Source organism: Dyadobacter sp. (assembly GCF_039919315.1).
GTDB lineage: Bacteria > Bacteroidota > Bacteroidia > Cytophagales > Spirosomataceae > Dyadobacter.
The window spans coordinates 60,220-84,148 of record NZ_JBDSFX010000013.1; the positions used below are offsets into that span (position 1 = coordinate 60,220).

Genomic DNA, 23,929 nt, shown 5'->3' on the forward strand with positions numbered 1-23,929 from the left:
GAAATGCTAATTAGGCGTAGAGCTGCGAAAAAGTAACAGCAGGCGTCTTCTTGTATTAAATCTCTATTAAATTTTACTATAAGATGATCCGCGGTCTGGTTTTTTATAGGTTAATTGTACATTCGCTTACTTAAAGCATCTATCGCTCACATTAATCTGAAAACAATGAAAAACCTGAAAGCACTTATTGCCCTGGCATTCCTCACGCTGACGGCACCTGTCTTTGCTCAAACTGCAACACCGGCTAAACCGACAAGTAAAACAACTGTGTCGACGAGTCATAAGGGTAAGAAAAAAACGGGAACATCGATCACTATCAAAACAAAAGCAGATGGTACGCCTGACAAAAGGTATAGCGAAAACCAAAAGCTAAAAGCAGACGGCACGCCAGATAAACGATACAGTGATAATAAAAACCTCAAAAAGGATGGTACTGTAGATAAGCGCTACAAAACGAGCAAGACTGCGACTGCACCGAAAGCTGCTAAAAAAGCGGATTAAGTTTTATAATATTTTACTGAAAAATTAGGGTAAGCGCCCGACTGGTTGTCATTCCAATGTACAACCCAAGTCGGGCGCTTATTTTTTATCAGTAACCATAGCATACAATGAACGTAGCCATAGCGGATCACGTCACATTTTTGAGCAGGGACAGAGAAGCGGAATTTGAAATCGTTTTTAAAAAGCACTTCAAAGGACTGCATTCTTATGCCTGCACCATATTAAGAGATGATATCATGGCCGAAGAAATGGTACAGAATGTCTTTTGCCGGTTGTGGGAAAAAACAGACCATATAGAGATACGGGAGTCGGTAAGCGGCTATCTGTACCGTTCCGTTTACCACGAAAGCCTTAATTATCTCAAACATCTTAAAGTCAGGGACGCCTATCAAACGTACGCAGCCAACCAAATGGAACACAGTAATAACACTTCGCACAACCTCGAACTTTCGGAACTGGAAGACCGCCTGGAATTGGCGCTCAAAGAACTTCCGGAAAAATGCCGAACCATATTTCAAATGAGCCGTTTTGAAGAATTGAAATACCAGGAAATTGCCGACCGACTGGAACTGCCGGTAAAAATGATCGAAAACCAGATGGGTAAAGCCCTGCGGTTGCTACGACTCAAACTGGCTGATTTCTTGCCTGCTTCCTTCCTTTTATTTTTCCTCAGCTAATCAGTGGCAGTCATGAAAACAGATCTGAATTATAATATAGACGACCTACTGGTAAAGTCATTACTGGATGAGGCAAGCGAAGCCGAGCAAATGGAGATCAATCAATGGCTGTCCGACAGCGATGATAACCAACGGTATTTTGAACATTTTGAATTGATATGGATGCAGAGTAAACGCCTTGCTGCGATGAGTCATGTGGATGAAGAAGCAGCCTGGAAACGCTTCAAAAAGCGTACGCAAACCTTGAAGGGCGAAACCCCTGTGATCCCGCTGTATCCCCAAAAACCGGCATTCAATTTTCTGCGGGTAGCGGCCATGTTGGTGATCACGGCCTGTGTCGGATGGATCGCCTATGTGCTACTCAATCCGGGAAACAGTCAGCAGCTGCTGATCAGCTCGGGTACCCGAACGCTCATTGATACATTGCCCGACGGCTCCATTGTGACGCTCAATAAGAAGTCGACGATCTCTTATCCTGAGCATTTCACAGGCAGCACCAGGCAGGTAACATTGACAGGTGAAGCATTTTTTGACGTAACGCCCGATAAGAGTAAGCCATTCATTATCTCCGTCAATGATGTAACGGTGAGCGTGGTGGGGACATCATTTAATGTGAAGGACAATGCAAAAAAGACGGAGGTTATTGTTGAAACCGGATTGGTAGAGGTTGCTAAAAAAGACTATACAGTGAAGATCCGCCCGAGGGAGAAAGCTACTGTCATGAAGTCAAAGCCGGAAGTGGTAAGGCAAAATGTCGAGGATCACTTCTACAATTATTATCGTACCGGGAAACTGGTCTGCGAAGATACCCCGCTGTGGAAATTGGTCGAGATCCTGAATGAGACTTATGAAGCGAATATTGTGATTGAAAATGACGAAATCAAGAACCGTACAATCAATACAACATTCGATCAGAAATCGCTGGATAGTACATTAAGCATTGTCGGTGAAACATTAACTATCAAAGTAGAGCACCATGGAGAGCTGATCATTTTGAAATAGCACTTATCTTTCGGAATGAATCAGACTTTTATCTTGTCAAAAATTCTAAAACTGGCTGCCGTATTTGTACTGTTATCTTTTTACAGCTATTCGCAGCAGCTTCTTGATAAACCGGTTACCGTTTCTGTGAAAGGGCAACCGGTTTCAGGCGTTTTAAAAACAATCAGTGAGCAGGGCAAATTTTACTTTTCATACAACAGCAATCTGATTCCAGGCGACAGTCTGGTGACGTTGAATGTGTCCCAGAAGAGTGTCAAGGAAGTACTGGGCTTGTTGTTCGGTGCCAGTTATCAATACAAGGAAAAGGGCGACTATATCATCATTTTGCCAGCCGCCAAGGAAAAGGTCTTTTATGTCAATGGACACATTTTTGACCAGGAAACCAATGCTCCGGTCGACTATGCCAGCGTGTATTCCAGACAAATGCTCGTCTCCACACTTTCCGGGGACGACGGCCATTTTCGTCTCCGGATCAAAGACAAGTCGTCCGTCAACCTGACGATCAGTAAGGTTGGTTATGGTGATACTACCATTGTCGTCAATTATGGTGATGCCGATCTCCGGCTGCTCATTCAACCTAGGGCCATTGAGCTGGACCCGCTCATAGTTCGGTATTCGGAGGGAGAATCTACTTGGCTTGGCCGCCTATTTCTTTCTGCCAGGCTGCGTGCGCAAAGCCGGAACATAGGCCGATTCTTCGTGGCCTTACCCTATCAGGCATCTCTCACACCGGGTTTGGGTACACATGGGCGCATGAGTTCGCAGGTAGTCAACAAGTTTTCGCTTAATTTGCTGGGCGGCTACACAGCCGGCGTAAATGGTGTGGAGATAGCCGGCGGGTTCAATATTTCCAAAAAAGATGTGAGGTACGTTCAGATTGCAGGTATGTTCAATATCGTTTCGGGGACTGTCAGGGGGGTACAGGTGGCTGGTTTTTTAAATCAGATACTCGATACATTAGGCGGCGTACAAGTTTCAGGTTTTAGCGGGAACGTACAAAAAAGCGCTGAGGGAGTGCAGGTGAGTGGTTTTTTGAGCCGTACTGCCGGTAATATGCACGGTGCACAAGTTTCAGGAGCATTAGGCATTATTCGGGGTACTGGCGACGGCGTGCAGGTATCGGGAGCGTACAACCATGTGAAAGGTAATTTTTATGGTGTCCAGATTGCAGGCGCGGCCAATTTTGTCAAAACTAATATCGAAGGCGGGCAGATCAGTGGCGGGGCTAATATCGGAAAAAGCGAAGTTCGTGGTTTCCAACTCGCACCATTGAATTATGCCAAAGAACTGCATGGTACCCAGCTGGGGATCATTAATGTCGCGGATAGTTCTGCCGGGCTGAGCCTGGGCCTTTTTAATTTTATCCGAAAAAGTACTTCTAATGTTTCTGTGTACGCAAGCGAGGTGATGCCCTGGAATGTGGCTTGGAAAATGGGAACGCATAAATTTTACAGCATTCTATTGGCAGGTAGTACTAGTGGGTCTAAAAACAAAGCCTATGTGATTGGAGCAGGTTTTGGCCGTGAATTTTTTCCATTCAAAAAAGTAGGTTTCTTCACGGAAATTACCAGTCAGACACTATACTTGGGTAGTTGGGAAAATACACCCTCCTTATACCATTTTCAGGCTGCTGCGACCTGGAAGCTCAGCAAGCATTTCCTGTTATTTGCCGGACCGTCTTTCTCCATTTTTGACAGCGACGGAGCAGAGCAGCAAAAAGGCTATAAATCTTTCCCACCGAATGGTTACCCCGATTTTGATATGGGGAACAAAAACCTGAGTTCCTGGATCGGATGGCAGGCAGGCGTTAGCTGGCGGTATGGTCGACTCTAATGCAAAAAGCAGGCCTGGTTTCGACTCCGGGCCTGCTTCTTGCATTGAATTGATTATTTGATTTCGACACCCGCACTTACATGCCCTGCCATAGTAATGGGAATGATACCACCCGTTTCGGCGCAAGTAAATACCAACATCAAGCGATCGCCTGCGGTGACAGGGATGTTTAACCCGGAAGTAGTGGCTTGGATTAACTGGTTAATTATAACACTTCCCGAAAGTGGAGGTAGGGAAACCTCTGCACCTGGTACCTGAATGAATATATTTAGTCCGGGAGATGCTAAAAAGAGTTGAGCCTTCACGGTGGCGCTACCTAGTAGAGCTAGTGCAACAGTATTAATAAAGGTTGCCGAGATACTGGATATCGCCCCGGCTCGTGGGACAGAAAATGCAATATTACCATTCAGGAGGGAGCCATCTATAATGATAGGCCCGAGAAGTGTTATTCCGGCAAGAATATTGCCAAATCCTACTGCAGAACCTGTGGCGACGAGTCCTCCTATTCCTGTTGTCATCACAATAGGCACATTACCGGATGCATAAGGGATAATTGCACCTCCCCCAGAGGCTGCTGTCCCTTTCAAAGGCTGCCAGGCGGCTCCGTCAAAATAATAGAAGCCGGGCGCTATTCCATCCGTTTGGTACACGAGTAGACCGGTGGCGGGGCTAGGCATAAGCAGAGTACGCGTCGCTTCGAGCACTCTCGGTATCAGCAAACCTTTGTTAGGGGACGAGATTTCAAGTTGAGCGCTGCCGTCAGGCGTAATGGTTCCGATACCTACTTGTGCGTGAACAGTGAGAGCGAACAGGGCAAAAAGGAGAGTCATAGAAGCTCTTTTCAGTTTTTGAAAAGAGACGTGGACGTTGGATAGATATATGTTTTTCATAAAGTGCGAATTTTATTGTTTGACGATTTTTACAACCTGACTTTTGCCATCTGCCGTTTTGATCTGGACCAGATAGGTGCCTGCGGGGTAGGTTTTCATATTAAACTCCTGTCCTGGCTTTGGCTTGGACAGTTCCAGCATTGATCTGCCTGACAGGTCCATCACTTTCAGGCTGGCTAGCTCAACATTGCTTCCGATACGGACTTTGTCCACCACCGGATTGGGATAAGCGCTGATCAGTTCGGTCGAGCCGAGGTCTATGCTTCGGATGGCGCTGTATGCAAAGCTGCCATCGACATCTACCATTTTAAGCCGATAGTACTGCAGGCCGCTCCTTGGACTTGGATCCTGAAACGAGTAATTTTCCTGCGCCTTGCTTTCGGTTGCCGCTTTAACAGTTCCCAATGCATTCCATTTTCGGGTATCATCACTCTGCCGGACCTCAAAAAAATCACTGTTTCTTTCCTCGCTAGTTTGCCAGTAAAGCATTGTCAGGTTTTCCACCCGGTTAACACGGAACCCGATCAATGTCACGGGTAGCGCACCTTCCTGCGCGGCTGTTACAGACGTGAGATTGGTAAGTGAAACCAGGTTATTGGATACATAATTCGTAATCGTGTTCACAGTGCTTCCCGTTGTAGTTACGAAAGTCGCATTGCCATGTGCCACTTGTAATGATGCTTCGGTGTTTCCATTCAATTCGGATGTTTGAAAAAACAGCCCAAGATTCCCTACAAAATCAACAGGCGTGCTAAAATTATAAACACGACTGATGCTGGGAGGTACGCCGGGAATGGCAGTTGGAGAAATCAGTAACGTTCGGGATACGATATAAAAATCTGCCGTCGGGACCAAGGTAAGACCATCGATGGCGACGGGAGTGGTTGCCTTAATAAAAAAACCTTCGTTTCCGGCGGACATTTGACCGAAAGCGCACAGGGTTGGAAGTAATGCCAGTTGGCAAAAAAGTAGATAACGTTTCATAAGCTCTCTGTTTAGGTGTTTAAAACAGATAAATGTATGTAATTCGTTGTATGATAATGTTAATTAATATAACTAATTCATGCAAATACGGTCTGAATGGCTCATAATCAATGTAGAGTTTTCGTGACGTGCTGTGATATAATTCGATTTTGATGATCTTTTTTAAATATAATTTAGGGTAAGGACAGGGTATGTTGTCAATTAATCACATACGGCAAACGAATCTGCTTGTAGGCCTGCAACCCGGTTTCGTACCGCCAGTATGTATTAAACCTGTTTATTTTAAATACATTACCCATGAAAAATTACACTCTTTGCAAGGTTAAGGCAATCTTCATCAGCTTATTTCTGCTAGGTTCTTCTTTTGTTTCTTTCGGCCAGGGAGACAGCACAGCAGCCGTTCATTTCGGATTTATTTTTCCCCTGAGCACCAACGGACGTCACGCCGCTCAATATACGAACCGCTTTTCATTGCATGCGATCGCCGGGTTGTCCAAAGCCGAAACCGGGCTCGCTATTGCAGGCGCCGCCAATGTGGTCAGGCAAAACGTATCCGGAATTCAGATCGCCGGTGCAGCTAATGTCATCGGGGGCTCAGCTGCCGGTGTACAGATTGCCGGCGCAGCCAATGTCATCGGTAAGTCTGCCAGCGGAGTACAGATCGCCGGCTTTTCAAACATTATAAAGGACCATGCAAGTGGCGCGCAAATCGCTGGTTTCATGAATCTGGCCGGTAGCGCTGGTCCTGCACAAGTAGCAGGATTTACCAACATTACCAAAGGCAACGCCAAGGGCCTCCAGATCGCCGGATTTTTGAACAAGGCGCAGGATGTGAATGCACAGGTTTCTGGTTTTGCAAACATCGCCAGGAATGTAAAAGGCATTCAGTTGGCTGGTTTGATCAACATTGCAGACACCAGCGACTATCCCATCGCGATCTTTAACTTTATCAAAAGCGGTGAAAAATCGGTTGCTGTCAGCCTCGACGAAACCATGACCACCATAGCTTCATTTCGTTCCGGCGGGCGCGTGCTGTACGGTATAGCGGGTGTGGGCTACAATTTCAAGGACGACCGCAAGGATCTTTATGCGTTAGAGGCGGGGCTTGGAGGCCATATTTCACTAGCCAAGAGTTTAAGGCTTAATGTAGAAGCGGTGAGTCACTCGCTTACCGATTTTAAAGGCAGCCATTATTTTAAAAACTCCCTGCGTATTCTCCCCGCATTAAAAATAGGTCAGCGGTTTGAGATCTTTGCCGGACCAACCATTAACTACGTGACCTATGAGCGTGAGGATAATTTCGATTTTGTTAAAAAGCATATCTGGAAAAACAATAAATCGGAAGATTTCCAGGGTGTGTATTTCGGTTTCAATACAGGGATCCAGATCATCCTGTAATGGAAATGATCAGATTCAGGCTGGCCCTACGGGGCTGGCGTTCACTGGCTGACGTTATTTTTCTTGTGCTTGTCAATCTTTGGCCTTACCGGAGAAATGTGATCCTGATCAATCTCGCGCGCTGTTTTCCAAATCTCCCTGAAAAAGAAGTGAAACAAATGGTTACCGGCTACTTCCGGCATCTGGCGGACCTGATAGTGGCACCGTTTATGATCAGCAATCTCCGGCGCAGCGAGCTGGACCAACTGATCCGTTACGAAAATATTTCACTGATCAAGGAGTTGCTGGTGGAAAACAAGAGCATCGTGCTCATGGCGTCGCATTACGGAAACTGGGAGTACCTTTTATCGCTCCCATTACAAACCGACTGTCAGGTACTAGCCGCTTACTCACCTGTTTCAAATAAGGTGATCAATAGCTGGTTATGTAAAATGCGCAGCAAATTTGGGATCAAACTGATCCCGAAATCGGAATGGTACCGGCAAGCGTTAGGCTGGTGCAGTAAGACGCCAGCCATGTTTGTAACGATAGCAGATCAGCGACCACCGACATCGGGGAAGTATTACCTGGATTTCATGAACCGAAAAACGTTCATCCAGTCAGGTGCGGCGCGTATAGCTATGCACCGTAACGCGGCGGTGGTGTATCTGGATGTTACCAGGGAACAGCGGAATGGTTATCGGTTCAGGTTCAGTCTGATCACGCCTAAGGCCCGGCAACTGGGAGAGGCAGGCATCATGGAACAGTATTATAAAGCGTTGGAAACCACCATCAAAAGGCAGCCGGAGCTGTGGTTGTGGTCACACAATCGGTGGAAATTTAGCTCACGACAAGGACAAAAGCCTGTTAATGCACTGAATTTGTCGTAAAATTCCGCAAAGGGTAGGACATTATACCCAGTTTGTGACTATTGGGGAATTGTAACTAAATGTCTCATAGCCAGTGGTTTGTTAGTACTGTTAAAGCGTAGGACTGAAAATTGGACGGGTCAGCAGTCAAACCAATTATTTACTTAAACAAAGCACTATGAGAAAATTAGCATTTATGGGTGTGTTTTTAATCGCCGGGATGATGGCAGCGTGTAGCGATGACGATGAAACAACAGATCCAACTCCCGTATTGCCTGAATTGAAAGTAACAACTACACTTTCCGGGGCAAACGAAGTACCAGCTAATCCATCAAAAGCAACCGGTTCGGTAGATGGTACGTTAGACCAGGAAAGCAGGATTCTAAAACTCAACATCATGTACAGTGATTCGCTTTCATCCGATTCGACTGCCGCAGATTCCGCCTTTACGCCGACGGCATGGCACATCCACAAAGGTCCGGCTGATTCTACGGGAGCCGTAGTAATCGATTTCGGAACCACTTTTACCTCACCTTTCGCATTTACAGATACATTGACAGAGGCTCAGGTTGCTGACCTGAAATCTGGATCGTATTATGTAAACATTCATTCGAAAAAGTACCCCACGGGAGAAATCCGAGGACAGCTAAAAGCTGCTGAGTAATTAATTAACAGTCAAAAAAGTAAAGAGCGGCTCTCCAATGGATGCCGCTCTTACTTTTTATAGACTTACATTAAGCTTATGAGCATTCGTTAAAACAGCCCTTTCGCCTTTTCCAGCGCAGCGTCAAGTCCGCTAGCGTCAGAGCCCCCCGCAGTTGCGAAAAATGCCTGACCGCCACCGCCACCGCGGATTTCTTTGGCCAGGTCTTTTACAATTTTGCCAGCATTCAAACCCGTTTCCTGAGCAATGTTCTCAGCGATGAAAACGGATAACTGCGGTTTGCCAGCAATATCAGCACCAAACACGGCAATCAAATTCTCAACCTGGTCACGCAGCTCGTAAGACAGCTGCTTTAATGAATCGGCATTTGGGACATCCACTTTTTCAACGATCAAGTTGAATGTGCTGTGCTTTTCAAGGTTAGCCAGTAATGAAGTTTTCAATGCCTGGATTTTTTCGTTTTCGAGGGATGCGATCCTTTTTTGTAAAGCACTGCGTTCGTCGAGGAGATTTTCCACGGCTTTTACCAGATCAGTCGGGTTTTTCAAAAGATCCTTGATTGTGTTCAGCGTTTCTTCCTGTTGACGCATCAGTTCAAGGGCCTTTTCACCCGTGACCGCTTCTACACGGCGTACCCCGGCGGATACAGACCCTTCCGAAATAAATTTGAAAACGCCGATTTTACCAGTGGAAGGTACGTGCGTACCACCGCAAAGTTCAAATGAGAATGACGGATCAAAAATGATCAGCCTTACAAAATCACCATATTTTTCTCCGAATGTAGCGGTAGCACCCAAGTCCAGCGCTTGTTGGATAGGCACATTTCTTCTTTCTTCCAGCACAATATTTTCACGGATCTTTTCATTGACCCGGTCTTCGATTCTTTTTAACTCGTCGTCGGTTACCTTCGAAAAGTGCGAGAAGTCAAAACGCAGCACTTCGTCATTGAGGAAAGAACCTTTCTGCCCGATATGCGTTCCCAGCACCTCGCGCATCGCCGATAGCATTAAGTGCGTTGCAGAGTGGTTCGATTTGATCCTGTCGCGACGTTCTTCGTCGATTTTTGCTACTACGATACCGGCACTTTGCAATGCATCATCCAGGTTTTTGTCCTTGGAGATATGAAAGAAAAGGTCGTTTTCTTTTTTGGTATCGATAATCGTAGCCACTTTCTGCTCGCCATTGGCAGCCCAGCGCAAAGTGCCCGTATCTCCAACCTGTCCACCCATTTCTGCATAAAAAGGAGTGCGGTCCAGAACGATATGATATTCTTCCCCGGTTTTGGTCTTTACCTTGCGGTATTTGATGATGTGGCTGTGTGTTTCTTCGAAGTCGTAACCCAAAAACTCGACGCCATCAGCTTCACGAAGTTCGATCCAGTCCGTAGCTTCTTTGGCTGCATCCTGGCGGGAGCGTTTTTTCTGTGCAGCCAATGCATCCTGAAAACCAAGTTCGTCAACCTGAAAACCTTTTTCTCTCGCGATCAAAGCGGTAAGGTCAACCGGAAAACCGAATGTGTCACTCAGTTCAAAAACCTCGTCGCCTGCGATCGTATTGATCCCCTTCACTTTTAAAGAACCGATGATGACATCCAGTCGTTTCAGCCCTGACTCCAATGTCCTTAAAAAGCTTTTCTCTTCTTCCAGTATCACACGGGTCACAAACTCTTCCTGGGATTTCAGTTCAGTAAAGACATCCTTAAACTGATCAGCCAGGACGGCTACCAGTTTGTAAAAGAATGGCTCCTGCAAACCCAGGTAGGAGTAGCCATAACGAACGGCGCGACGCAGAATGCGACGGATCACATAACCTGCCTTTACATTGGAAGGGAGCTGACCGTCGGTAATGGCAAATGCAACAGCCCGGATATGGTCGGAAATAACGCGCATCGCAATGTCAGCAAATGGCTCCTCGCCGGCACCATATTTTTTGCCGGACAAGGTTTCCAGAACCTGAATGGTATTTTGGAAAACGTCGGTATCGTAGTTGGAAGTCTTATTTTGAACCGCCATACACAAGCGCTCAAAACCCATTCCTGTATCCACGTGGGTAGAGGGAAGTGGTATCAGCGAGCTGTCTGCTTTGCGTTCAAACTGCATGAACACCAGGTTCCATATCTCAACAACCTGCGGATGATCATTGTTAACCAGTGACTTGCCGGAGATTTCAGCGACGTCCGAAGCAGGGCGTAAATCGATATGGATTTCGGAACAGGGTCCGCATGGGCCAGTGTCGCCCATTTCCCAGAAATTATCTTTTTTATTACCGAGAATGATCCGGTCCTCGCCCACAATTGGCTTCCAAAGGTCCCAAGCCTCCTGATCAAACGGTACGCCGTCTTTTGCATCTCCTTCAAAAACAGACACATACAAGCGGTCCTTTGGCAGTTTGTAAACCTCCGTTAATAACTCCCAGGCCCAAGTGATCGCTTCCTTTTTAAAGTAATCTCCGAAAGACCAGTTTCCCAGCATTTCGAACATGGTATGGTGATAAGTATCGAACCCAACATCCTCTAAATCATTATGTTTTCCGGAAACGCGAAGGCATTTTTGAGTATCCGCAATCCGCCGGGAAGGGGGGGTGCCATTACCTAAAAAGTAGTCCTTGAACTGGGCCATACCTGAATTGTTAAACATCAGGGTAGGGTCATTTTTAGCGACAAGCGGTGCCGACGGGACTATTAAATGCTCTTTGCTGCGAAAAAAATCAAGAAAAGCCTGACGTATTTGATGCGAGGTCATTGGATATATTTTACTGCTTATTTCGTTGTGAAAATAGGCCGCAAAGGTAACGACTTGGTTTTAGATTAAGTCATTTTGAATGGTACGCTTTTGCATATTTGATCGCCGTTGTTCAAAAAGGCACAAATTTCCAGGACGAATTCAGAGTTGGTAGCAGGAGGTTTGGAGCTTTCGTAGAAAAAAGATTGCTTGGTCTGAAGAAAATGAATAGCAGCACATTGACAGGGAGCAAGGCTCTCATACACGATATCACCCTTTTTATTGACTATTTTGATCTGATATTCGCTGATGGAACTACCCGCTGGCTTAATATCAACGTCAATGATCAGACTGTCCGCATTGCTTATAATTTGATCCCGTAATGGTTGATGAATGACAACCAATGGGGAATGCGCATTTTTTTCCATGCAACCAGCTAGTACTATGGCAAGTAGCAGGCAGTAAATTTTCTGTTTCATCTGTTTCATCTGTATCGTTGGGCGATTTTGAACAAGTCGTAATTAATTTCGACATAGGTCACTAATTTCCCTGAAACAAGAGAAGTTAACTTCCAATCGGCGGGCACCGGTGATTTATTGGGGAGAGATGATATATGTAAATAGTTATCTGACAAGTTTCAGTTGAAAGTCCTGTCAATTTCGATACACCAACTTTCCTGAATTATAAGCTCCAAAGCAACCTAACCCACCCTCTATGTTTGAATAAATTATCGTTGGTTCCGAAAATGGATTATCGGAATCACCCCGCACCTCAATGGATCGGTGGTACTTATAATAGTGTACATCTGTATTAAAAATCTCCATCTCGACCCACTTGATTTTTCTTTTTGTCTGGAAGAAATTGTAACCGTCGACGATAACATTTGGCAATATTACTTTTCCAGAGGGTGATGTCAAGAGCGATCCTTCACGCGTCCGGTCAGATTGAAATTCTTCTCTGCCAGAACCCTGATCCCATTGAAAATTGAAAGTGGCAGATAACCTTTTTTCACTCACAATTTTTTTGTCATCATACACGGGAGTTCCATAATCAATTAACATTGAGGCTTTTACCCTGTAAAAATTTGTGTCTGCGGCAATATCTCGCCAACTCATTCTCAGGTTCACAGCTTGATCCGGGCCAACATTCTGGGGATTTAATTCTAATGTATCCAATGTAAAAGTGGTGATATCGGGAGCCTTCGCCGGCACCGTACATTTAGCGGTTACCGTTCGGTTCCTGTCTATTACAGTTAAAGTATATGTTTTGGAAGCCGCGATCGGAAATTCGGCTGATTCAACGCTGTGTAAATTGCGGTACAGATCATACGGAATGACGATTTCCTTTTCTCCGTTGGAGATTTTTACAATTGCATCTTTTAAAACGCTTTCGGTGGCTCTCGATTCTCCGAACAATGGAATGGATTCTGAAACCGCAACATTGATCCTGTCAGCCTGCGGAGAAATAAAAGATTGCACAACCAGCCTCGATTCGGTTTGCGGAAGTTTGGATGCCGGAATATCCGTAACCATTGATTCGCAGCTTGATAACGTCATTATCACAGGCAGAAAAAATAGAAAAATGAAATGTTTCATGATTTAGTGTGTTAGAATTTGAAATTGTAGCTGATGGAAGGCAAGACCGGAAACAATGAATATTTCTTCAAAACACTTTTTGACGAACCGCCGCTATTACTCTCTATATCATAGAAAAATGGATTTTTACGGTTGTAAGCATTGTAAACCCCGAATTCCCAGGTGCGCTCATAACGTTTCTTTTTCTTCCTGAACTGAATAGCCATATCCAGCCGGTGAAAAGCTTCTGCGCGGAAATTTCCTCTTTCAGCATATTCGGTAACCTGCATGCCGCTGAGATTGGTATCCTTCGGATCGACGGTACTGAAAAAATATTCCCGCATTCCCGAGAATTTTGAAATGGGAAGCGTCAGTGCATTACCGGTCCCATAAACCCAGGTTGCAGAAAAAGTAATGTGATGAGTCAGCTCATAAATACCGACTACTGATAAATCATTTCTCCGGTCATAACGCGGGTAGAATGTTTTACCAAAATTCAATTCCGGGAATTGCCATTTTGTCCAGGCCAGCGTGTAACCAATCCATCCCGAAAGTCGTCCGGCCCGTTTTTGAACAAGAAGTTCAGCGCCATATGACCAGCCTTTTCCGGCGGTAATATTATCTTCCCAGCTTTGGTCAGTTGAATTTCCACCGTCTATTTTCAAAAACGAGGAGCCTTCTTTATAGCTGAGAATGTTGTTCATTTTCTTGTAATATCCTTCCAAAGTGAATGTCAGCGCTGGCTGCTCCATGTCTTTCGCGAAACCGATAGCCGCTTGTTTTGAATGTTGCGGCGCAACACGGTCGGTTGTAGGAACCCACAGATCGGTGGGCAGGCCGAGCCCCGTGTTAGACAATAAATGCACATATTGGTTCATTTCGGAATAAGAAGCTTTCAAAGAAAGATCGTCGATGAGACGCAAAGCTGCTGAAAACCGCGGTTCTGGACGGATATAGGTGATTGTTTTGGCCTTAAAAGCACTCAGTCTGAATCCCGCATTCAATTTCAGTGCGTCGCCGGCTTGCCAGGTATCTTCTACGTAAATGCCCGTTTCCAGAGCATTGTTGGTCTGGTCAGGTGTGGTTTGTGGTTTTTCAATGGCAGTACCGGAAGTCGATAGTGCAGATGGATTGGACTTGTGCATCGTTGCCTGAATGCCAAATTTAATCGCATGTTTTGAAGAAGGGTAAAAGTCAAAATCGGTTTTAATGCCCAGATCCCGAATGCGGGAAACGTAACGTAGTCCAAACTCGTCTACCGAATTGTTCGAATGCTGCTCCTTGAAACTGCTGGCAATCCCGAAATCAAAGTTGCTGTAAATGAGCGATGTATTCACAAACATTTTTTGGCAGAGAACATGGTTCCAGCGCATGGTTGCCGTTGTATTGCCCCAGTCGAGGCCGGCGGACATGGCGTAATTGTCTCTTTTTTCACTGATATGAAACCTGTCGCGCCCAAAATAACCGCTGATATATACCTTATCGTTTGGCCCGAGATCGTAGTTCATCTTGGCATTCAGATCATAAAAAAAGTAGCCTGGTTTCATTGAACTTTCGCTGCCTTTTTGTTGTCCGGCAATGAATGGAGCAGCCAGCACATCAATGTAAGTTCTACGTCCGGAGATCAGAAATGAAGATTTTCTTTTTTTAGATAACGGGCCTTCCAGTGTGAGGCGCGAAGAAATGACTCCGATCCCGCCTTCACCGTGCAATTTATCCTGGCTTCCTTCTTTCATTTTCATGTCTAAAACCGAAGAAAGCCGACCGCCATAACGCGCCGGAAAACCTCCTTTGGTAAGCTCCACGCTTTTTATGGCATCACTGTTAAAAACTGAAAAGAAGCCGAAAAGGTGATTGGCATTATAAACGACGGCTTCATCCAGAATAATCAGGTTTTGATCCGGCCCGCCGCCGCGAACATATAGCCCGGTTTGTCCCTCGGTTCCTTTTTGCACGCCGGGCATTAATTGCAGGACTTTCAAAATATCCTTTTCGCCAAATAGAGAAGGTATCTTTCTAATTTGCTGAATCGGCACATCAATCTTGCTCATTTGCGCTGACCGGCTTACGTAATCTTCCTCACGGCGGGAAGAAACGACCACCTCTTTAAGCTGATTTGCTGATGATAAAAACACATTAAGCGTTGCGTTTTGCCTGAGACTAACTTTTTGTTCCGATTTTTCATATCCGATGTAGGAAAATAAGAGGTTAGCGGAATCGGAAACAGGTACGGTCAGAGAATAAAAGCCATAGGTATTGGTCGCAGTAGCAAAAGATGTTCCGGAAATATATATATTAACTCTTGGCAATTGTTCCTGACTTCCATGTTCTTTAACAAAACCGCTTATAGTTATACGTTCTTGTGCGAGTGCCTGGATTTGTGCCAAGATAATGAAGGCAAATAGTTTAAATTTCATAGTGTGGGGGTCAAAGTTGCTGTAAACGACTCAGATGAGGTATATTAACCCAGGCCATACTCTGAATGAAGCAGAAATGTGGCCTGAGATATATTGGATCTAAATTATTTCGTCAACTTAAAAGTTATAGCTTCACGAACCTCGTTGCCACTCTTCAATTTGGCGGTAATCTCCAAAACAAGGTCGGTTGATTTGTCCACCTTATGAAAAAAGGTACGCTTGATAGGCAGGGCGCCGTTGACGATGCTATCGCTATTTACAAAGCTTTGGAAAGAGGCGATCATTTTACCCTTCTTACTCTTGATATCGACCCGGTAATTTTCGACCGGACTGTTTTTTGTATCAATTTGAGCATCAACCTTGATGCTATCCTGAGTATGGAGCACCTGATCCTTAGTAGGCGCTTTAATTGTAACTAGCGGAGAGTCTTCAATTACGACTTTCTCTTGACATGCCGCGAAAAGCAGAGCAAAACCTGCTAATGTGAGAATTGATTTGTAGGTTTTCATTTGTGTTTGAAAATTAAGTTTAAAATTAACTGAACAGATGAAGGACATTCATTCCTGCAATCTTTCATGTATATGACAGACAAGACCGTTTGAACATATGCTCATGCTAAAAAGTATTTCAGGTTTATTTCTCGGGTATTTTAAAATGCCTCAGGCAGTCCTTATCTATCAGTGAACGATCGTGACATATGGGATTTCTTACGAAGCACAGGCATTTAGCCAGTTCAAAAACCTTAATATCACGCTGAGGCTTGCAAACATAAATTTTGGTGGTCTTCCTCATTTTTTGAAGAGCTTATCAAAGTCTTCCCACAAACCCTCCCGCTCATTGGGTTCGAGCTTAATTTCCCATTTGACATTGGACAGTATGGATTTGGTTTTCTCGAACTCGAAAACTGACCAGGGTACATCTCCCTTGATCAATGTTTTTTTCCAGTTATTCTCTTCCATCCATTTGCCGTTTGCGATTTTCTCAATGATTTTCAGATACGGAGGATAGTCGACATACAAACTCCGGGTAATGGTCTCGTGGCCGACTGCACTGATTTTTAGCAGCGCATTAATAGGGATGCGAAATTGTCCTTTACCGTCATTCAACATTAATGAATCGATGTGTTCGCCTGCGACAAATACATCGATCCGGCAGTTGCGGATAGGTTTTTTGGTTTTAGGATCAAGAATGGCGAGGTCAGTTTTTGAAACCAGAGGCTTGGGTTGGCCTTCATTTCTGTTCCGAAAATAGAATGGTGAGGTAAATGCTACAGAGAATTTGCCACCTGGAAATGTCTGGATTTCCTCTGCTAGTTCCAGCGTGAGGCAGTGCTGCATGACATCCAGATCTGCGGTGTCTTTCCAGGCCTGTTTGCCATAGACTTTCACCAGGTACCACGCATGCTTATCCTCTTTTATCTCTAATGTCTCTTTGAACTCTCGTGGCTGTTTTTGCCTTAAATCCCAGAGACGGTAAATCTTTCCATTCCTGAAAATGACCACATAAGACAAATAGTCATCAGCCTCTCCGGATGCGTAAACCTGAATATTAAGTTGATGCGCATTGCTGTCTATCGGAATAACGTCCCCAATCTGGTGTGTCTTGTCAATGTCAGCAAAAATGATGGGTCCCGAAGTCACGAAAGTATGTCCCTTTTTCACTGCATCGGCAATCTGATCGACAGAATGAACCTTGACGTTAGGATCAGTCAAAAAATACGTACGCAATGATCCGTAATAGAATTTATTATCACGGGGATATCCTCCGTCCAGCTCAGCCAGTGGAGGAATGATATACCCTTGATTGAGCACATTGAACCAGATATTTTGATAAAAATAATTATCACTCAGGTAGCCCATCACCGCCATTCCATTCCAAATGTTGCCGGAAAGCAGCCCGAAAGAAAGGTTACTGACCACATTGGTAGTGTATTTGCTGATGGTCCCCCGCTCCTGCCACCACCAGGAGGTAGGGTGGGGGATGATCGCCATCGCCTGCTGCGAGCGTGCATAGCGCGATATCACTTCAATGTCCGGGACTGATTTAAATTTGAGCCACGAGTAATCCCATTCGGAATGTTGCTCCGACTTGTAGTACTCATTTTCATAGGTGGAATCAATCAGATTTCCGAAGTTGTTTAATGTGCTTTTGAGCCCAAGCCACCAGGTATGACTGGTGCGATATTTGGGCATTTCGGCTCCATAATACATGTTGAAGCGATCATCGCTCACCTTAGCATAGGCGGTGTTCCAGGTAGCATCATTATACCCGGCCCAGCCCTGGCAGGCGCTGATAAAGTCGACACCCTGGGCCAGGCAGATTTTTCTGACTTGCCTCAGCATCGTATCATTAGCAGGTATTTCGGAATACAAATGTGCATGGCCGTCTCCATTTACCCAGCCGCGCTTTTTAAGGTCGACCCAGGGTTTTAGCTGTATGATGACGTTAACCCCCTGATCTTTGGTCACATTAAATGAATGTTCCTGAGTAAGAAAATCGATTCCATGCGTGACTTTTAGCGTGTAGGCTCCTGGTTTTAATAGCATGGAGAATGTCCCGTCCTCCTCTGTGAAAATCCCATCAAAAAGCTCATAGTAAGTTACCTGTACTTTCCCCTGGGAATCTTTCACGACGATCCTGGCAGACAACGGTTTTTTTGTTTCCTGGTTCAAAACCTGCCCTTTTATTCCCAAAAACCCATTCAGTGCCTCAAATGAAGGTTTCCCTGGCTGCGCTTGTAATGGTACCGCAAGCAAAAGTATGAGTAGTGTTTTGATGGTTCGCATACTGTTCAGTTTTGTATCAATAGCGGATTCAAATCCATTTCAATCTGTGGGATCGGGAATAGCTTATGCTTTTCGTACTGAAAATTCGCTTTTCCCTGAGCTGTAAGTAAAGGTGTTGCATAGCCCTTACCCCATCTTATGATGTCAAAAAAGCGGTTTCCTTCCAAAGCAAGTTCAACCCGGCGCTCGTGACGAAGCCTTGCCCGCAAATCGTTTTGGTCTCCAATTTTCACTGGTGGCATTTTTACGGCCGGTCGTGCGCGCACCTGATTCATGTCACTAACAGCCTCCGGTAATCGGACATTCTGCTCAATCAGTGCTTCGGCATGGATCAATAGCAATTCCGCATAACGCAATACTACATAATTGATGCCTTCACCATTGGTCCAGCCGTTGACTGGCTCACCCATTGTTGCAGGGTCAAACACGTATTTCCGTGCCAGAAAACCGGTGATGGTATTCGGCCCTTTTTTAGGATCATAGACCTGCCCGAAGCGATCGTCGCCGGATTTAAAAATGCAGAAAGCTCTCCGAGGATCACCGGTTTCAAATTCACTAACCAGCTCATTAGTAGGGTTATTGAACCCCCATCTTCCAAAATCCAGGCTAATTTCGGTACCGCCGCCCCAGCCATTGGTTTTGTAGGCTTGTACCTCAAATATGGATTCAATCGTGTTCTGATCACTCTGGTTATTGAATTGGGACAAATAATCAGGTGCCAGTTCATAATCCTTTGATTTGATGACGCTTTCTGCGGCGCTGGCCGCTAATTCCCATTTTTGCTGATACAAATATACCTTCGCCAATAATGCATTGGCCGATCCCTTGCTTGCCCGACCCAGGTTGGCCGTGTTCCGGTAGGCTTGCACAGAAGGCAAAAGATCAGCCGCTTGGAGTAGGTCCTTTTCGATAAATGCCCAGGTCTCAATGTCCGTCGATCTGGGGACTTTCGTTTCTTCCAATGTGGTAATCGGTTTTTCAAGCAAAGGCACCCCACCGAAGACCTTTACCAGATCAAAATAATACAGCGCGCGGAGAAAATAGGCTTCTCCCAGACACCTTTTTTTTATACCAACAGTTTTGAAAATATCGTCAGAAGCATTGGATAGCGAACTAATCACGACATTACACCTTGCAATACCCACGAAACCGCTACCAAACCAGTCGCGCAGATTAGGATTATCGGCAAACACATTAAAATCCTGCAACGCTCTTTCATTGATGTTATTCGGGTCAACCGGCGTTTCGGTATCATCTGACATCAGGTCGCCCAGTATCCACATATCATTGAAATAATGCCCCTGCATAGGATCGCCACGCCCCCATAAAAGTGGCTCATATGCGGCATTGACAAAAAGAACAGCCTGTTCCTCAGTGGTAATGTTCCCCAAAATGGTTTCGCCTAGCGGCTGTTTTTCCAGATAATCTTTACAGCCGGTGCTAGACATGCAAGCGAATAAAAGAATGAATGCTCTGAATATATTTTTCATAGTGTGACGAAGTTTAAATTAAAAGCCAACAGCAAGTCCCAAAGTGTAAATCCTGGCCTGCGGATACCGTCCTTTATCAGCACCAATTTCGAGATCGGCACCACGTCCGTCCACAAAATCGGTAGAAGGTCCCATTTCAGGATCAAATCCGGAGTATTTGGTGAAAGTCAGCAGGTTTTGTCCGGTGACGTAAAGTCGTACCTGGGACATTCCTGCTTTTTGAACCAGTCGTTTTGGCAAAGAATAGCCGATCTGAATGTTTTTCAAACGCATGTAAGAACCATCCTCGACCCAGCGGTCTGACACCCTCCCGTTGTTGTTAGGGTCAGTAAGGTGTAATCTTGGCTCGGCGGAACTTGTGCCTTCGCCGGTCCAGCGATCCATGACGCCCGTGAATTTGTTAAAAAGATTAGTACCGCTTTGTGCCCGCATTCCGAGCTGATTATAGATGTCATTTCCATAAACACCCTGGAATAGTAATGTGAAATCGATGTTTTTATAACCGCAAGCTGCATTGACTCCATATAAAAGATCGGGTATGGGACTGCCGATACGCGTTTGGTCTTTGGCATTAATGACTTTGTCGCCATTCAGATCCTTGAACCGGATATCTCCTGGCGCAGTAGCGATCTCTTGTTTCGCATGGTTTTTGACTTCTTCCAGATTTTGAAAAACGCCATCGGTCACATATCCATAGAAAGTACCCACTTCATCACCGACCGAAGTCCTGGTTAACAATGAGCCCTGCGTACCGCTGACCGGTCCGAGAATGTAGCTGATCGCGGGGTTAAGCGAGCGTACCTTATTTCTTAGATGGGTTACATTGAAACCGCCACTGTATTGAAAATCACCGCTATGTTGCTGATAAGTAAGACTAAGTTCGATACCGCGATTTTGAATGGACCCTGCATTGATACTGATCGTAGAGGCGCCTGACAACGATGAAACGGGCTGATCCAGGAGCATATCCGCCGTTTTTCTTGAAAAATAGTCAGCAGTGAGGAGCAATTTGTTTTTAAAAAAACCCATATCAATTCCAAAATCAGTCTGCGTACTCGTTTCCCAAACCAGCTGATTGGAGGTAAGCTTGGCCCCTCCTTTTCCATTGGTGGGAATGCCCAATCCATCGTAATAAGTTTGCGACCCCGGCCCAAATGCGTATTGTAAACCGGTTGTTACCGTATTATAAGTAGCATAATTGTCGCCCACTTCCTGATTGCCCAGCTGGCCCCAACTTCCTCTGATTTTGAGGTCGGAGATGAGCGATTGACGTGACATAAATGATTCTTCTGAAACCCGCCACGCGGCGGACAGGGATGGGAAATTCCCCCATTGGTGTCCCTTGGCAAACCGGGAAGTACCATCACGACGAAAACTGGCGCTGAATAAATATCTGTCGCGGAATGCATAGTTGACCCGGCTCACGAAGGAAAGGAGAGACCATTCCGTCGCATTGCCGTCGATACGCCCGATATCGACATTCTGGGCTGCGCTAATGTACCGGTTGGTGGCTTCGTCCGATACGAAATTGTCCACTTTGAGAGAAGTAAACTCATAGCGGCTTGACTGCGCGTCCACACTTACGACGGCGGAAAGGTCGTGCTGTTCACCCAGTTTTTTGTGAAATGAAAGGGAGTTTTGCCAAAGTGGGGTGTAGGAAAGATCCGAATACTCCACCAATGAATTGGGCGTTGCGCCGAAGGCAGGGACATAATTCTTGTTTTTCGAATAATTAATATCCATTCCAAAATTCGTCCTGAATTGCAATGCAGAATTAAAATCATATTCTGCGAAAATGTTCCCGAAGAGCCGCAGCCGAGCCCTCCGGTTTTCGGTGCGTAATGCCTGGGCGATCGGGTTTGGGTCGAGAGCGCTTTCTGCATACTTTCCTTCGTCATCATAAATTGCATCAAAGGGTCTTTTGTATACTGCATTGGACAATATTCCACCCAATTCATTGGTACGGACCTGGTTGCCATTGGAGCAGCTGATGGCCAGATTCTGACCTGCATTCCATTTCTTTTTGAGCTGATAGGAGGTGTTCACGCGGAACGAGAGCCGGCGGAAATCGCTATTGGGCAAAATACCATTCTGTTTGAGATAAGAGCCGGAAACCGAGAACCGGGACTTTTCTGAGCCGCCCGAGATGGACAGATTGTAATTTTGCGTAGGCGCCTTCCGAAACATTTCGTTAAGCCACGAATGATTTTCGCCCAATGTATCGGGCTGGCCGAAACGGGCTGGTTTTCCTGCATTCGTGTAAGCCTCATTAATGATCGTCGCGTATTGGCTTACATTCAACAGCTGCGGCAAACGCCAGGCACTTTGAAGGCCATAGTAGCTGTCAAATGACACCTTTGTCTCACCGGCTTTTCCTTTCTTAGTGGTAACGAGTATGACACCGTTTGCTGCCCGCGATCCATATATAGTGGCGGCTGCCGCATCTTTTAGCACTACAATGGATTCGATGTCGCGCGGGTTGAAAAGATTGAGCGATTCGGGACCGACAGGCGTTCCGTCTATGACGTACAAAGGATTATTGTTGCCAATGGTACCTGTTCCCCTGATCCTCACGGTAACGTCCGAACCCGGCGCCCCTGAATTGGATGACACAAGTACACCTGCCGCCTGGCCTTGTAGTGCCTGGTCGAAACTGGCCACAGGCATTTTTTCAATGTCATTGGATTTAATGATCGACAATGATCCGGTAAGGTCTTTTCGCTCCTGCGTTCCGTAACCTACCACGATCGCTTCCGACAAAACTTTAATGTCAGGCTGTAAGGCAATCGCGAGATTGGTCTTTCCGTTTGGTATAATTTCCCTTGTGATGTACCCTACAAATGATATGACAAAAACGATATTGTCGTCGGGGGTAGTAAGCTCGAATCTTCCCGTAGCATCAGTCGAAGTCCCAAGCGATTTACCTTTGATCAGTACATTCACGCCGGGAAGAGGTTCCCTTGTTTCTGCGTCAGTGATTATACCTGATACCCGGCTATCCTCAGCATTTATCATACCAGTTTCTGCTCCTGTTTGATCATTTTCACGATTTTGAAAAGTGCTTGCGGCTGGCTGCTGATTTGGGATTTCATTCGCAATTGCGGAAGTTTCTTTTTTCTTGCCTGTAATAATGTAGTAAAAGTTGCTCCCCGCTTTCTTGAAATCCAACTGATGTTCTCTCAGAAGATTTGTCAGACTTTCTTCAATGGTTTTGTACTTTTCATTGGTGCTGTTGGTTTGTTTGTTACCGATCAGCTCGCTGTCGTATAGGATCGAAACTTTAAATTGCTGTTCCAATTCAGAGAAGGCTTCTTTTAGAGTTTTGGCATGATCATGGGCAATGCATACCTGACATTGCAAACCAAGTAGCAACAATAGGATCATAGCAAAATGCCGAAAGTGTGTACGGATTTTCATATTTAGAATTTGAAAAGTGGGCAGTATGATTCCATGGAGCCTTACTCAGGCTTTTCAGGGCAAATGCATTTAATAAAATTGGATGGCCTGTGTTTTCAGGGCGCTTCTTCGATGATCACCCGATGCTGATCACGGGTAATTTTTAGGGAAAATGAACCGGAAAGGGCGTCGAGGAACTGGGTTAGATCGGTAATGGGAGCAGTTCCTGAGATTTTTCTGTCTAATAATGCTGCATCATTCACCTCGATATCCAGGTTATAGTTTTCTTTCAGCATCCGGACAATTTCTTTCAGAGACGTGTTGTCAAAAACCAGTTTCCGACTGGTCCACGCGTCATACACGGCCGGATTGACCTTCTTTTTTCTGAGCTTACCGGAAGAAAACTCAACAAAGTCACCAGGATGCATGAGAAGATCCTTTTTTTCGCCCTTATCAATCATTTTCAAGCGAATTAGCCCCGACCTCAGTACCACACTTGCATTTTTTTCTCTGTGGTTGACATTGAATTCGGTTCCTAATACCTCAATTTCACCGGTATTGGTCATTTCAACAGTAAATGGTTTATTGTCGGCAGTCTTAGTAACACTAAAATAAGCCTCACCATTGAGGTTGACCTTGCGTACTTTTCCCCAGCTTTTAGCGTATGTGATCATTGAATTACCATTTAAAACAACCGTCGATCCGTCTGGTAATGTCAGGTTTTTGATTTCTCCAAAACCCGTTTTCTG

General features: G+C 45.4%; 18 protein-coding genes. 7 read left to right on the plus strand and 11 right to left on the minus strand.

Going from position 1 to position 23,929, the window contains the following annotated elements:
• The first annotated feature begins 165 nt into the window (after nucleotides 1–165).
• From ABIO93_RS03775 to ABIO93_RS03790, 4 genes are all read left to right on the plus strand, one after another.
• Nucleotides 166–501: a hypothetical protein gene (locus tag ABIO93_RS03775; RefSeq protein ID WP_348064589.1), complete on the plus strand. Its 336-nt coding sequence runs from the start codon at nucleotides 166–168 to the stop codon at nucleotides 499–501.
• 107 nt (nucleotides 502–608) lie between these two features.
• A complete protein-coding gene (locus ABIO93_RS03780) occupies nucleotides 609–1,178 on the plus strand; it encodes an RNA polymerase sigma-70 factor (RefSeq protein WP_348064591.1) in 570 nt (189 codons plus the stop codon).
• Nucleotides 1,179–1,190: 12 nt separating this feature from the next.
• Entirely contained in the window at nucleotides 1,191–2,180 is a 990-nt protein-coding gene (locus ABIO93_RS03785; protein ID WP_348064593.1) for a FecR domain-containing protein, read from the plus strand.
• A 33-nt stretch (nucleotides 2,181–2,213) separates the two neighbouring features.
• Nucleotides 2,214–4,013: an STN and carboxypeptidase regulatory-like domain-containing protein gene (locus ABIO93_RS03790; RefSeq protein WP_348064595.1), complete on the plus strand. Its 1,800-nt coding sequence runs from the start codon at nucleotides 2,214–2,216 to the stop codon at nucleotides 4,011–4,013.
• A 53-nt stretch (nucleotides 4,014–4,066) separates the two neighbouring features.
• Here ABIO93_RS03790 and ABIO93_RS03795 read toward each other — a convergent pair whose 3' ends face one another.
• Together ABIO93_RS03795 and ABIO93_RS03800 are read right to left on the minus strand one after the other, a co-directional pair.
• Entirely contained in the window at nucleotides 4,067–4,843 is a 777-nt protein-coding gene (locus ABIO93_RS03795) for an exosporium glycoprotein BclB-related protein (protein ID WP_348064597.1), read from the minus strand.
• A gap of 72 nt (nucleotides 4,844–4,915) precedes the next feature.
• Complete coding sequence (locus ABIO93_RS03800) at nucleotides 4,916–5,887, minus strand: T9SS type A sorting domain-containing protein (RefSeq protein ID WP_348064599.1); 972 nt, start codon at nucleotides 5,885–5,887, stop codon at nucleotides 4,916–4,918.
• A gap of 297 nt (nucleotides 5,888–6,184) precedes the next feature.
• Here ABIO93_RS03800 and ABIO93_RS03805 point away from each other — a divergent pair, with 297 nt between their 5' ends.
• The 3 genes from ABIO93_RS03805 to ABIO93_RS03815 all read left to right on the plus strand — a co-directional run bounded on the left by ABIO93_RS03805 (nucleotide 6,185) and on the right by ABIO93_RS03815 (nucleotide 8,797).
• Nucleotides 6,185–7,285, plus strand: a complete 1,101-nt coding sequence (locus ABIO93_RS03805) for a hypothetical protein (RefSeq protein ID WP_348064601.1) — start codon at nucleotides 6,185–6,187, stop codon at nucleotides 7,283–7,285.
• Nucleotides 7,285–8,154 carry a lysophospholipid acyltransferase family protein gene (locus ABIO93_RS03810; protein ID WP_348064602.1) on the plus strand — a complete coding sequence of 290 codons (870 nt, stop codon included), beginning with the start codon at nucleotides 7,285–7,287 and terminating at the stop codon, nucleotides 8,152–8,154. The genes ABIO93_RS03805 and ABIO93_RS03810 overlap by 1 nt, the downstream gene beginning before the upstream one ends.
• Nucleotides 8,155–8,311: 157 nt before the next feature.
• Nucleotides 8,312–8,797, plus strand: a complete 486-nt coding sequence (locus tag ABIO93_RS03815) for a CHRD domain-containing protein (RefSeq protein WP_348064603.1) — start codon at nucleotides 8,312–8,314, stop codon at nucleotides 8,795–8,797.
• An 89-nt stretch (nucleotides 8,798–8,886) separates the two neighbouring features.
• On the opposite strand, the gene alaS is transcribed toward ABIO93_RS03815, so the two are convergent.
• From alaS to ABIO93_RS03860, 9 genes are all read right to left on the minus strand, one after another.
• Complete coding sequence (gene alaS / locus ABIO93_RS03820) at nucleotides 8,887–11,538, minus strand: alanine--tRNA ligase (RefSeq protein WP_348064605.1); 2,652 nt, start codon at nucleotides 11,536–11,538, stop codon at nucleotides 8,887–8,889.
• 65 nt (nucleotides 11,539–11,603) lie between these two features.
• Complete coding sequence (locus ABIO93_RS03825) at nucleotides 11,604–11,996, minus strand: hypothetical protein (protein WP_348064607.1); 393 nt, start codon at nucleotides 11,994–11,996, stop codon at nucleotides 11,604–11,606.
• Nucleotides 11,997–12,170: 174 nt separating this feature from the next.
• Nucleotides 12,171–13,112, minus strand: a complete 942-nt coding sequence (locus tag ABIO93_RS03830) for a DUF4249 domain-containing protein (protein ID WP_348064609.1) — start codon at nucleotides 13,110–13,112, stop codon at nucleotides 12,171–12,173.
• Between the two features lie 11 nt (nucleotides 13,113–13,123).
• On the minus strand, nucleotides 13,124–15,508 hold the full coding sequence (locus ABIO93_RS03835; protein ID WP_348064611.1) for a TonB-dependent receptor: 2,385 nt from the start codon (nucleotides 15,506–15,508) through the stop codon (nucleotides 13,124–13,126).
• Nucleotides 15,509–15,612: 104 nt separating this feature from the next.
• On the minus strand, nucleotides 15,613–16,017 hold the full coding sequence (locus ABIO93_RS03840) for a hypothetical protein (RefSeq protein WP_348064614.1): 405 nt from the start codon (nucleotides 16,015–16,017) through the stop codon (nucleotides 15,613–15,615).
• Between the two features lie 279 nt (nucleotides 16,018–16,296).
• A complete protein-coding gene (locus ABIO93_RS03845; RefSeq protein WP_348064616.1) occupies nucleotides 16,297–18,294 on the minus strand; it encodes a hypothetical protein in 1,998 nt (665 codons plus the stop codon).
• A 5-nt stretch (nucleotides 18,295–18,299) separates the two neighbouring features.
• Entirely contained in the window at nucleotides 18,300–19,784 is a 1,485-nt protein-coding gene (locus ABIO93_RS03850; protein ID WP_348064618.1) for a RagB/SusD family nutrient uptake outer membrane protein, read from the minus strand.
• Nucleotides 19,785–19,802: 18 nt separating this feature from the next.
• Nucleotides 19,803–23,201, minus strand: a complete 3,399-nt coding sequence (locus ABIO93_RS03855; protein ID WP_348064620.1) for a TonB-dependent receptor — start codon at nucleotides 23,199–23,201, stop codon at nucleotides 19,803–19,805.
• A 95-nt stretch (nucleotides 23,202–23,296) separates the two neighbouring features.
• On the minus strand, nucleotides 23,297–23,929 hold a 633-nt coding region (locus ABIO93_RS03860), incomplete at its 5' end, for a FecR domain-containing protein (protein WP_348064622.1).

Bases quoted from the DNA above. Each gene is read 5' to 3' on its own strand.
- ABIO93_RS03785 (WP_348064593.1), top strand. From the start codon at position 1,191: ATGAAAACAGATCTGAATTATAATATAGACGACCTACTGGTAAAGTCA.
- ABIO93_RS03775 (WP_348064589.1), top strand. From the start codon at position 166: ATGAAAAACCTGAAAGCACTTATTGCCCTGGCATTCCTCACGCTGACG.
- ABIO93_RS03805 (WP_348064601.1), top strand. From the start codon at position 6,185: ATGAAAAATTACACTCTTTGCAAGGTTAAGGCAATCTTCATCAGCTTA.
- ABIO93_RS03835 (WP_348064611.1), bottom strand. From the start codon at position 15,508: ATGAAATTTAAACTATTTGCCTTCATTATCTTGGCACAAATCCAGGCA.
- ABIO93_RS03840 (WP_348064614.1), bottom strand. From the start codon at position 16,017: ATGAAAACCTACAAATCAATTCTCACATTAGCAGGTTTTGCTCTGCTT.
- ABIO93_RS03850 (WP_348064618.1), bottom strand. From the start codon at position 19,784: ATGAAAAATATATTCAGAGCATTCATTCTTTTATTCGCTTGCATGTCT.
- ABIO93_RS03845 (WP_348064616.1), bottom strand. From the start codon at position 18,294: ATGCGAACCATCAAAACACTACTCATACTTTTGCTTGCGGTACCATTA.
- ABIO93_RS03830 (WP_348064609.1), bottom strand. From the start codon at position 13,112: ATGAAACATTTCATTTTTCTATTTTTTCTGCCTGTGATAATGACGTTA.
- ABIO93_RS03855 (WP_348064620.1), bottom strand. From the start codon at position 23,201: ATGAAAATCCGTACACACTTTCGGCATTTTGCTATGATCCTATTGTTG.
- ABIO93_RS03825 (WP_348064607.1), bottom strand. From the start codon at position 11,996: ATGAAACAGAAAATTTACTGCCTGCTACTTGCCATAGTACTAGCTGGT.
- ABIO93_RS03780 (WP_348064591.1), top strand. From the start codon at position 609: ATGAACGTAGCCATAGCGGATCACGTCACATTTTTGAGCAGGGACAGA.
- ABIO93_RS03795 (WP_348064597.1), bottom strand. From the start codon at position 4,843: ATGACTCTCCTTTTTGCCCTGTTCGCTCTCACTGTTCACGCACAAGTA.
- ABIO93_RS03810 (WP_348064602.1), top strand. From the start codon at position 7,285: ATGGAAATGATCAGATTCAGGCTGGCCCTACGGGGCTGGCGTTCACTG.
- ABIO93_RS03815 (WP_348064603.1), top strand. From the start codon at position 8,312: ATGAGAAAATTAGCATTTATGGGTGTGTTTTTAATCGCCGGGATGATG.
- alaS (WP_348064605.1), bottom strand. From the start codon at position 11,538: ATGACCTCGCATCAAATACGTCAGGCTTTTCTTGATTTTTTTCGCAGC.
- ABIO93_RS03800 (WP_348064599.1), bottom strand. From the start codon at position 5,887: ATGAAACGTTATCTACTTTTTTGCCAACTGGCATTACTTCCAACCCTG.